This is a genomic window from Nocardiopsis sp. SBT366 (assembly GCF_001083815.1).
Classification (GTDB): Bacteria; Actinomycetota; Actinomycetes; order Streptosporangiales; family Streptosporangiaceae; genus Nocardiopsis; species Nocardiopsis prasina.
In genome coordinates this window covers 23,033-33,154 of sequence record NZ_LAVM01000066.1, presented here as the reverse complement: position 1 = coordinate 33,154, position 10,122 = coordinate 23,033, and the positions used below count along the sequence as shown (strand labels likewise).

The 10,122-nt window shown below is 71.0% G+C and carries 8 protein-coding genes and 2 pseudogenes; 6 read left to right on the top strand and 4 right to left on the bottom strand.

The features are described from left to right. Nucleotides 1–173 precede the first annotated feature (173 nt). Together ADX84_RS18990 and ADX84_RS18985 are read left to right on the top strand one after the other, a co-directional pair. Nucleotides 174–833 carry a TetR/AcrR family transcriptional regulator gene (locus ADX84_RS18990; protein ID WP_049576862.1) on the top strand — a complete coding sequence of 220 codons (660 nt, stop codon included), beginning with the start codon at nucleotides 174–176 and terminating at the stop codon, nucleotides 831–833. Further along, nucleotides 830–2,488 (top strand): MFS transporter, encoded by a 1,659-nt coding sequence (locus ADX84_RS18985; RefSeq protein WP_053107313.1) that lies wholly within the window; start codon nucleotides 830–832, stop codon nucleotides 2,486–2,488. Before ADX84_RS18990 ends, ADX84_RS18985 begins: the two co-directional genes overlap by 4 nt. On the opposite strand, the gene ADX84_RS18980 is transcribed toward ADX84_RS18985, so the two are convergent. The 3 genes from ADX84_RS18980 to ADX84_RS18970 form a co-directional block, all read right to left on the bottom strand. Then, nucleotides 2,485–3,129 carry a DUF6518 family protein gene (locus tag ADX84_RS18980; protein ID WP_049576858.1) on the bottom strand — a complete coding sequence of 215 codons (645 nt, stop codon included), beginning with the start codon at nucleotides 3,127–3,129 and terminating at the stop codon, nucleotides 2,485–2,487. The two genes, ADX84_RS18985 and ADX84_RS18980, sit on opposite strands and share 4 nt — an antisense overlap. A 336-nt stretch (nucleotides 3,130–3,465) precedes the next feature. Beyond that, entirely contained in the window at nucleotides 3,466–4,962 is a 1,497-nt protein-coding gene (locus ADX84_RS18975; RefSeq protein ID WP_049576855.1) for a methyltransferase, read from the bottom strand. A gap of 52 nt (nucleotides 4,963–5,014) precedes the next feature. Next, nucleotides 5,015–5,302 carry a DUF2530 domain-containing protein gene (locus ADX84_RS18970; protein WP_049576852.1) on the bottom strand — a complete coding sequence of 96 codons (288 nt, stop codon included), beginning with the start codon at nucleotides 5,300–5,302 and terminating at the stop codon, nucleotides 5,015–5,017. A 221-nt stretch (nucleotides 5,303–5,523) separates the two neighbouring features. Here ADX84_RS18970 and ADX84_RS18965 point away from each other — a divergent pair, with 221 nt between their 5' ends. Beyond that, nucleotides 5,524–6,975 carry an NCS2 family permease gene (locus tag ADX84_RS18965; protein ID WP_049576848.1) on the top strand — a complete coding sequence of 484 codons (1,452 nt, stop codon included), beginning with the start codon at nucleotides 5,524–5,526 and terminating at the stop codon, nucleotides 6,973–6,975. Between the two features lie 209 nt (nucleotides 6,976–7,184). Then, complete coding sequence (locus ADX84_RS18960) at nucleotides 7,185–8,615, top strand: MFS transporter (RefSeq protein WP_049576845.1); 1,431 nt, start codon at nucleotides 7,185–7,187, stop codon at nucleotides 8,613–8,615. On the opposite strand, the pseudogene ADX84_RS26735 reads toward ADX84_RS18960, so the two are convergent. Continuing rightward, nucleotides 8,526–9,149, bottom strand: a pseudogene (locus ADX84_RS26735) (sulfite exporter TauE/SafE family protein); the annotation flags it as partial. The gene ADX84_RS18960 and the pseudogene ADX84_RS26735 sit on opposite strands and share 90 nt — an antisense overlap. Nucleotides 9,150–9,259: 110 nt before the next feature. On the opposite strand from ADX84_RS26735, the gene thpR reads away from it, so the two are divergent. Further along, nucleotides 9,260–9,850, top strand: a complete 591-nt coding sequence (thpR, locus tag ADX84_RS18955) for an RNA 2',3'-cyclic phosphodiesterase (protein WP_049576836.1) — start codon at nucleotides 9,260–9,262, stop codon at nucleotides 9,848–9,850. A gap of 168 nt (nucleotides 9,851–10,018) precedes the next feature. After that, nucleotides 10,019–10,108, top strand: a pseudogene (locus ADX84_RS26995) (MerR family transcriptional regulator); the annotation flags it as partial. Nucleotides 10,109–10,122 lie beyond the last annotated feature (14 nt).

The following is a 10,122-nucleotide window of genomic DNA, read 5'->3' as shown; positions in this document are numbered from 1 at the left end:
TGACCGCCCTGACCCACCCACAGTGCTTGCGCCCGGGTCCGTGAAGGCGCGCTGGCTCTGGGCGGGAGCTGACCGATCGACCCACCCCCCACCCACAACCTTGCGGCCCCACGAAGCGACGTGGTTAGCCTCACAGCTAGTAACTGTACCTTCCGGAAGGTACAGTTACTCGTATGCGACCCAGTTCGAGAACCCTCATCCTCGATGCCGCCGTCCGGGTGACCGACCGGCAGGGCATCACCGCGCTGACCCTCGAGGCCACCGCGGAGGAGGCCGGGCTGACCAAGGGCGGCCTCCTCTACCACTTCCGGACCAGGGAGGACCTGCTCCTGGCGATCCAGCGCTACCTCGTCCAGGGCTGGGAGGAACGGCTCCTCGCCGAGCTCGGCCGACCCTGGACGCAGGCCAGTCCCACCGAGCGCGGCGCCGCCTACGTGCGCGTCATGATGCGCGGGGAGGTCCGCCACGCCGACCTCGCCTTCATGGTGGAGGCCGAGTCCAACCCTGACCTGGCCCAGATTTGGAACGAGCTGATGGAGCGCTGGGCCCCCACCCCGCAGTCGCCCGATCCGCAGGGGCTCGATCTCTTCCTCGCCCGCCTGGCCGTCGACGGGCTCTGGCTCTTCAACGCCACCTCGGGCAACGCACTCCCCGAGGAGGTGGCGCGAGCTCTGCGGGCGCGCGTTGCCGAACTGACAGTCGGAGGGCCGCAGGCTCCCGAGACCAAGGGGGCGAACTCTCCCGTGACTGTGACCGAGGGGGCGAACACTCCCGTGACCGAGACCGAGGGAGAGAACACTCCCGTGACCGAGACCAAGGGGGAGAACCGATGAGCGGCGTGCACGATGACGCGCACGAAGACCCGCACGAGCGCACGCACCAGGACGCCCACGAGGACGCCCACGCCCCCGGATCCCCCGGATCCCCCGGAACCCAGCCGGTCTCCCGGGCCAGACGCTGGTTGGTGCTGGCCGCCGTCTCCGCCGGGCTGCTGCTCATCTCGGTGGACATGACCGTGCTGTACACGGCGCTGCCCACCCTCAGCTCGGAACTCCAGGCCACCGCCTCGGAACGGCTCTGGATCATCAACGCGTACCCGCTGGTGATGGCGGGCCTGCTGCTGGGCGCCGGAACTCTCGGGGACCGGGTCGGCCACAAGCGGATGTACCTGGTGGGGCTCGTGCTCTTCGGAGCGGCCTCGCTGGTCGCCGCCTACGCCGTCAACCCCGCCATGCTGATCGCCGGGCGTGCCTTCCTCGCGGTGGGCGCCGCCGCGATGATGCCCGCGACGCTGTCCCTGATCCGCATCACCTTCGTGGACGAGCGCGAACGCGGGATCGCGATCGGTGTCTGGGGCACCATGGCCATGGTGGGCGCGGCGGTCGGGCCCATCGTCGGCGGAGCGCTGCTGGAGTTCTTCTGGTGGGGCTCGGTGTTCCTGGTGAACGTGCCGATCGTCCTGGTGGCGCTCGTGCTGGCCGCCGTGGTCGCGCCGGGCGGATCGGGCAGCTCCGAACGCCCCTGGGACCTGCTGGCCTCCGTGCAGGTCATGGTCGGCCTGGTGGGGACGGTCTACGCGATCAAGGAGCTCACCAGCCCCGATCCCTCCGTCCTGGCCGTGGCGGTGGCCGTGGTCGCCGCCGCGTTGGGCTTCTGGAGCTTCGTGCGGCGCCAGCGCGGCCAGACCTACCCGCTGATCGACTTCTCGCTCTTCCGCGACCCCCGGATCCTCGTCGGCGTGCTCGCGGCCGGAATGGCGATGTTCGCGCTGGCCGGAGTGCAGCTGGTGCTCACCCAGCGCCTCCAGCTGGTCCTGGGGTTCACCCCTTTGCAGGCGGGGACGACCGTCGCCGCCATGGCCCTGGGCGCCCTGCCCGTGGGCGTGGCCGTAGGAGCGCTGCTCTACCGGGTGGGCACGCGACCGATGATCGTCGCCGGTCTGCTGACCTCCGCCGTCGGAACCGTGGTGGTGGTGCTGGCCGCCTCGGCGCCGCTGGCCTGGACCGTCGCCGGGCTGTTGGTGATCGGTGCGGGTACCGGTGCGGCGATGACAGCAGCCTCCGCCGCGATCGTTGGCAACGCCCCCGCGCACCGCGCGGGCATGGCCGCCTCCGTGGAGGAGGTCTCCTACGAGCTGGGCAGCCTCACCGGGGTCGCGGTGCTGGGCAGCCTCATGGCCGCTGTGTTCACACGGACCGTCTCCCTGCCCGACCAGGTGCCCCCGGCCGCGGCCGAGGGCATGGACGAGGCACTCGCCGTAGCCCGGGACCTGGACCCCGCGGGCTCCGCCGAACTCCTGGCGGCCGCCGCCAGGGCCTTCGACAACGGGTTCCTGGTCACCCTGGTCATCGCGGCCGGTGTGCTGTTCGCCGCGGCCGCGTTCGCCTTCCTCCACAAGCGCGGTTGGAACGCCGAGGAGGCCCGCGCCACCTCCACTCAGGAGGCCCGTGCCACCTCCGCTCAGGAGGCCCGCGCCACTCCCGGTTAGGGGGTGAGGGGTGAGGTGAACAGCGAGATCAGGTCGAGTGAGTAGACCAGGGGGAAGACGGCCGACACGAGCGCGGTGACCGCCACCGCCGCCAGCGCGGACGGAAGGCGGGGGAACCGCCGGACCACGGCCCAGACCAGCAGGGCCGCGCCGACGGTGATCGACCCCCACCAGTACCCGGCGGGCGTGGTGGTGGCGACGATGGTGAGGCCGTACAGGCCCTCACCGACCAGGAGACCGCTCACCGCGCCCATCGCGAGGGGCGCGAACCGGGTACCTGCTCTGAGGGCGTGGCCTCCCCAGCCCAGGAACGGGCCGACCACGACCGCGGCCGTGCACCAGAAGAGTGATCCGCCGAGCGAGGGGGAGAAGCCCCGCAGAGCCGCGGCCAGGTCGTACCCGCCGACCATCGCGAACAGCGCGAGCACACCGGTCGCGACCGCGAAGCCCCGCCGGGGGGAGTGGTACGCGAGCAGGAAGGCGACCAGGCTCCAGGATCCCGACGAGTTGGCCAGGGGGCTCAGGACCTCGGGGAGCAGGCCCTGCCCGAACGAGGTCAGTACCCCCACCAGCAGCCCCGCCCCGACGGCGGCGGCCAGGGAGAACCACGGGGACCGGCCCGAAGCGGGCGCGGACCGCACCCCGGGCTCGGGTTCGGGCGCAGGCCCGGGTTCAGGTCCGCGTCCGGGTCCTGGTTCAAGTCAACGTCCAGGCCCGAGTTCAGGTCTGAGTCCTGGTTCGGGTTCGGGCACAAGCCCGGGTCCAGGCCCGGGTTCAGGCGCAGGCCCGGGTTGAGGCCCGGGTTCAGGCCAGGGCCCCAGTCCTGGTTCGGGAGGCCGCTGGTCTGCGCCAGTGCTGTTCGTGGTCACGGTGGGGTCCTCGGGGCGTGGTCGACGGGACGCGTCGGCCCCCGCGGAGAGGTCTCCAGCGGGGGCCGTTCCCTGTGTCCTATCGCCGCCGCCCGTCACGGCGGTTCGTCAGCGGGCGACGCGGAAGAACCCCTCGGAGATCAGCGTGCGCAGCGCCTCCGGAGTACGCTCGCGGATCATCACCGGGTCCTCGCCCATGAGGTCGGCGATCGCGTCCAGCAGCGGACCGACCGGCATGGTGCCGTCGCAGACACTGGCCAGCGCCGCCTCCACGGTGCCGATCCGCGCCACACGGCGCAGGCCGTCGCGCTGGCGCAGCAGGATCTTCTCCGGGTCGGGTGCCCCCGGCACCGCCACGCGCTCCTCCACCACGTTCGGCGCCAGCGCAACGTGCGCCGCCAGGAGCGCCGCGTCGGTGAGGCGGTGCGCCGTCATCGCGCCGTCCACCACGTCCGGCAGGTAGGGGCCCACCGGCTGCTGTACGTCGTGCCGCAGCTCCTCCACCCGCACGGTGGCGTCCTGGGCGACGTCGTTGCGCAGGCTGATCCAGCCGAAGCCGATGCCCTTGATGCCCTCGCGGTCGAAGTAGTCCAGCCAGGCGTCGTAGCGGCGCGTGTACTCGGGGGTGCCGTGCTCGCAGGAGTCGCGCAGCCACAGTTCCACGTACTCGGCGGGGTCCTGGACGTCGCGCTGCACGACCCAGCCGGAACAGCCGGTGCCGGTGATCCAGCCGCCCACTCGGTCCTGCCAGTCGTCGGTGTCGGTGTGCGTCCAGTTGGCGAGGAACTGTCCCCAGCCGCCCTCGGTGAGGTGGGCGGGGGCCTGCCGGACCAGCTCCGCGCACACCGTGTCGCCGGGCAGGTCCGACTCCCGGTAGGTGAAGCGGGCCGCCTCGGGGGTGATCACGAACGGCGGGTTGGACACGATCAGGTCGAAACGCTCGTCGCGGACCGGTTCGTACAGCGAGCCCTGGGCCAGCCGGGCCCCGGTGATCCCGGACAGGGCGAGGCTGATCCCGGCCAGCCGCACCGCGCGGGGGTTGAGGTCAGTGGCCACCACCTCGCGGGCCCGGGACGCCAGGTGCAGGGCCTGCACGCCGCAGCCCGTGCCCAGATCCAGGGCGCGTTCGTAGGGGCCGTCGACGATCAGCCGGGAGAGGTTGGCGGAGGCGCCGCCCGCGCCGACCACGTGGTCGACGCGTGGGACGTCCCCGCTGCCCGGGCGGACCTTGGGATCGGAGACGACGAAGCCGGGGCGGCCGTCCTCCAGTTCCCAGGGGCCCAGGTGGACGAGGGCACGCACGACGGTGCCGTGGGCCCCCTCCTCGACGGTGACCAGTCCGGCGTCGGCGAGCTCGTCGACGGGGAGGATGGCACGGGCCGCGCGCGCCGGGATGGGGGTTTGGAGCCACCACAGGCGCAGGAGCAGTCCGAGGCGTTCCTCCCCGCCCGTGGCGCGGAGTGCGGGCACGAGCTGCTCGCGGGCCAGGGCCTTGGCGGCGGCGTCGCCGAGGCGGTCGCGGACCCCGGACACCGTGTAGTCGGCGTCGATCAGGGTGCCACGGAGCCGGTCGGCGAGTCCTCGCGGGAATTCTGTCTCAGACACTCGCCCATTATCGGTCAGGTGACGAGGTGCCCCGGTGTGGAGGTGGCGCAGTTCAGGGGGTCCCGGGTTCCCGGGTGTCCGGTTCCGTGAACCGTTCGGCCGCCCGATCCGCCGCTTCGTCGCGCCTGCGGAGCAGGCGGGGGATGTAGAGGAACCCGAAGACGCCCAGAGCGATCCCGGTCACACAGACGCCGATCCACCACTGCTCCGAGGCGGGGAGGCCGTCTCCCATGGCGAGGAGAACGACGAGCGCGATCGTCCAGGCGCCCGTGCCGATGGCGGCCGGGACTCGGTAGTCGCTCTCGTGGACTTCGGGATCGGGCTGGCGAGGTTTGGGCACGGCCCCAGGCTATCCGCTGGTGTCCGGAGCACGGGGGAGCGGTGCGGTGGGCCGAGGTCAGCGGGGAGATGCCTTGGTCACACCCAAAGATCCGATGTCCCCATCATGTGGTGGTTTCTATGAAAATCATGTGAATCAGGTGTCTGGTGTTGTACGAAGATGCAACTAACCTGGCGCAGAATCCTTGTTGTCCAGTAACACGACCAGGTCAGGCTGACGACGTGAACGCACCGACACCATCCCCCACTGACGAGCAGAGACAACCCAGGAACGCGGTGGACCGCTACTTCCGCGTCACCGAACGCGGCTCCACCATCGGCACCGAGATCCGCGGTGGCATGGCGACCTTCTTCGCCATGGCGTACATCGTCGTCCTCAACCCGCTGATCATCGGCACCGCCGAGGACGTCAACGGCGACACCCTGGGCATCCCCGGCGTCGCCGCGATGACGGCCCTGGTCGCCGCCCTCTCCTGCGTCCTCATGGGCGTGGTGAGCCGCTACCCGTTCGCCATCGCGGCGGGCATGGGCCTGAACGCCGTGGTCGCCTACGGCATCGCGCCGCTCATGTCGTGGGCCGACGTCTTCCTGCTGATCATCATCGAGGGCGTCCTGCTCCTCATCCTGGTGCTCACCGGGTTCCGTACCGCGGTCTTCGCCGCGATCCCGCCCGGTCTCAAGGTGGCCATCGCGGTCGGTGTGGGTCTGTTCCTGGCGTTCATCGGCCTGGTCAACGCCGGGTTCGTGCAGGCGGGCGAGGGCACCCCGGTGCAGCTCGGCGACGGCGGCCTCAACGGCTGGCCGATCCTCATCTTCGTCATCGGCCTGCTGCTGAGCATCGCCCTCTACGTACGCAACGTGCGCGGCGCCCTGCTCATCGGCATCGTGGCCACCACGTTCGTCGCGATCGGGGTCGAGACGCTCCTCGGTGACGGTGCCGACGGCCTCGGGTGGGGTCTGACCGTCCCGAGCCTGCCCAGCAGCCCGGCCGACCTGGTCGCGCTCCCCGACGTCTCGCTCCTGGGCCTGTTCCTCGACGGCGGGCTCGCCGGTCGCTTCTCCGACGTGGGCGTCGCCACCGTCGTCATGCTGATCTTCACCCTGCTGCTGGCCGACTTCTTCGACACCATGGGCACCATGGTCGGCGTCGCGCACCAGGGCGGCCTGGCCGACGAGGACGGCAACATCGAGGGCACCCGTGAGGTCCTGGTCGCCGACTCCCTCGGCACGGTCCTGGGCGGCCTCTGTTCCGCGTCGGTCGCCACGCTCTACGCGGAGTCCGCCGCCGGTGTCGGTGAGGGCGCCCGCACGGGTATCGCCCCGATCGTCACCGGTGCGATGTTCCTGGTCGCGACCCTGTTCACGCCGCTGGTCACCCTGGTGCCGTTCGAGGCGGCCACCCCGGTCCTGGTGATCGTCGGCTTCATGATGATGACCCAGGTGACCAACATCGACTTCAGGGACCCGGCCATCGGCATCGGTTCCTTCCTGGCGATCATCATGATGCCGTTCACCTACTCGATCGCCAACGGGATCGGGTTCGGCCTGCTCGCCTTCGCCTTCGTCATGCTGGTCACGGGCCGCGGCCGCCGGGTGCACCCGCTCCTGTGGTTGATCTCGGTGATCTTCCTGATCCACTTCGCGGAGGCGCCGATCTACGCGCTGATCGGGTGACCTCCTGATGCGCTGAACCGCTTTCGACAGGGGCCGACCTCCCCTCCACGGGGACGTCGGCCCCTGTCATGGGCGGGTCGTGGGGAATGCGCGGCGGGGTGGACGGCGTTGCGTCTTTTGATGAGTCAACGCCGTTTACTTCTCCGCCCCCGAAACCACGTACCAGTGGTCGTCTCCGTCCCTTCCCGCCGTCCGACGGGGAGGGGCTGATGCGCCGCATCGCGATGTTCCGTTCGCTGGCCGTGCGCAACTACCGCATCTACGCCCTCGGCCAGCTGGTCTCCAACCCCGGCACCTGGATGCAGCGCATCGCCCAGGACTGGCTGGTCCTCCAGCTCAGCGGAGGCAGCGGGATCGCGCTGGGGATGACCACGGCGCTCCAGTTCCTGCCCATGCTCTTCCTCGGTCTCTGGGGCGGCGCCATGGTCGACCGCTTCGACAAGCGCAAGCTCCTGGTCATCACCCAGGCCAGCATGGGCGTGCTCGCCGTCGGCCTGGGCGTCCTGGCCACGCTCGGCGCCGCCGAGGTCTGGCACGTCTACCTGTTCGCCTTCGGCCTCGGCATGATCACCGTGCTCGACAACCCGGGACGCCAGGCCTTCGTCCCGGAGATCGTCGACCGCGATCTGCTGCCCAACGCCATCGCCCTGAACAGCGCCAGTTTCCAGCTCGGCCGCGTCACCGGCCCCGCCGTCGCCGGTGTGCTGATCGGCCTGGTCGGCAGCGGACCGGTGTTCATGATCAACGGGCTGTCGTTCGCCTTCACGATCGTGGCGCTGCTGCTGATCCGCGCCGCCGAGCTCAACCCCACCGAACGCGTGCCGCGCGGCAAGGGGCAGATCCGCGAGGGCCTGCGCTACATCGGGGGCAGACGCGACCTGGTCCTGCTGCTGGTCCTCGCCGGTTCCGTGCAGTTCTTCGGCGCCAACGCGCAGAACCAGATCGCCCTCATGGTCAACAACGTCTTCGAGGCCGGTGCCACCGCCTTCGGTGTGGCCGCTGCGGCGCTCGCCGTGGGCGCGCTGGCCGGTGCCCTGCTGGCCGCGCGCCGCGAGCACCCGCGCCTGAAGCTGGTGCTCGTCGGTGCGATGGGGTTCGGCGTCACCCAGCTCGTGGCGGGACTGATGCCGGGCTACGTGGCCTTCGTGGTCATCCTGGTCCCGATGGGCGTGCTCTTCATGACCTTCGTGACCACGCTCAACGCCACCTTCCAGCTGAGCGTCGACCCCCAGATGCGCGGCCGGGTCATGAGCATGTTCCTGCTGGTGTTCATGGGTGTGGCCCCGATCGGCGCGCCCGTGGTGGGCCTGATCGCCGATGCCTTCGGGCCGCAGGCCAGCCTGTTGACGGGCGGAGCCGTGACCACCGTGGTGGTCGGCGTGCTCACCCTGCTGCTGATGCGCACCAGGGGCGTGGCCGTCCGTGACCTGCTGCCCCGACGCGGGCGCGGGCCCGAGCCGGTGGCCTCAGGCGGTGACCACCCGGGTGACCATGGAGACGGAGCTGACCGCGAGCAGGACCAGCACGGTGCGGCGGAAGAGCTCGGCGTTCAGTCTGCGGAAGAGGTTCTCACCCACGAGGGTTCCGATCAGCAGGGCGGGGGCCCCGACAACCAGCAAGCCGCCGACCTGCGGCGTTAGCTGGCCGCCGAACCCGAACCCCACCAGCGTCGCCACGCTCGTCGCGGAGAACGTCACGGCGAGTGTGGCCCGCTGGACCCTGGGTTCCAGCTCGGCCAGTCGCGAACCCTGGAGCCCGGCCACCATGAGTGGGCCGTCGATCGCGGTGGAGGCGAACGCGGCGCCCGAGAGCGCGCTCATCCCGGCCACAGCCCCCATCCCGCCCGGGATGCGTACCCGGCGCCACACCAGGACCGTGCCGAGGACGACCGTCGCCGCGATCAACACAAGCAGCACCTGCTCTGACAGCACGTTGAGCGCCCACAGCCCGAACGGCACCCCCGCCAGGGCGCACACGAGCAGCAGCAGCGCGGCGCGCCGGTCCACATGGGCGCGGTCGCGCAGCGCGACCCACAGGTTCAACGGGACCGCCAGGGTCGCCGCCACCACCACCGCCGTCACCGGGTCCAGGAGCAGGGCCAGCGGTGGCACCGCCGCCAGAGCGAACCCGAACCCGGCGGTGATGCGGATCAGGGCCGCGAGGGTCAGGACCACGAAAACACAGGCGAGGACGTACACGGAGGCGACTCACAGGACGAGGGCGGGTGGACCGGGCCCGGCGCCGGAAGGTGGCGGGCGGCGGGTGTCGAAGGGAAGATGATGTCATGACCCTGTTCGTCGCGCTGTGGCCGTCCGACCAGGTGCGGGAGCTCTTGGAGCGGGCCGTGCGAGCCGCCCGCCCCACCGCGCCAGAGCTGCGCTGGAGCCCGCCGGAGAGGTGGCACCTCACCGTGGTCTTCCTGGGAGGGCCCACCGTGCCGCTCCCCGGCCTGGCCGCCGCGCTGGAGCGCGCCCTCGAGGGACGCCCGCCCCTGGACCTGGCACTCGACGGCTGGGGCGTCTTCCCCCAGACGGACCAGCCGGGTTCGGGTGCCTCCGTCGTGTGGGCCGGGGTGACGGGTGACGGACTCCCCGAACTCGCCGAAGCCCTGGCCGACGCCGCCCGGGATGTCGGGGTGCCCGTCTCGTCACGCCCCTTCGTGCCGCACGTCACCCTCGCCCGCGCCCGCCGACGCCACGACGTCTCCCGGACCCTGCGTGCCCTGGGCCCGGCGCTCACCACCGGCTGGCGGGCCGACCGGGTCGACCTTGTCGAGAGCCGCCCGAAGGGGCCGGACCGCTACCGAACCGTCCGGAGCTGGGGACTACCCTGGGGTAGCGAATCCCAACGAACACCGGAGCGGGGCACGTCATGAGCATGCTCACCAACAACCGCAAGCAGCGCTGGCTCCTGCCGGTGGTGCTCGGTTCGATCATGCTCATCGTGATCCTCGGCGCCCTCGTGGGCTGAGCCCGTCGGGCTTGACCCTGACGCCTGTGTCAGGGTCCTAGCGTGCGGCGCATGTCCACTCACACGCTCCGTTCCGGCTGGCTACCGCGAGTACGGGCCAGGGGCGGTGGAGCGACTGCGCAACATCCGCCTGCTCCTCGAGTCCGGGCTGACATCGGAGGACGTCCAGGAACTCCA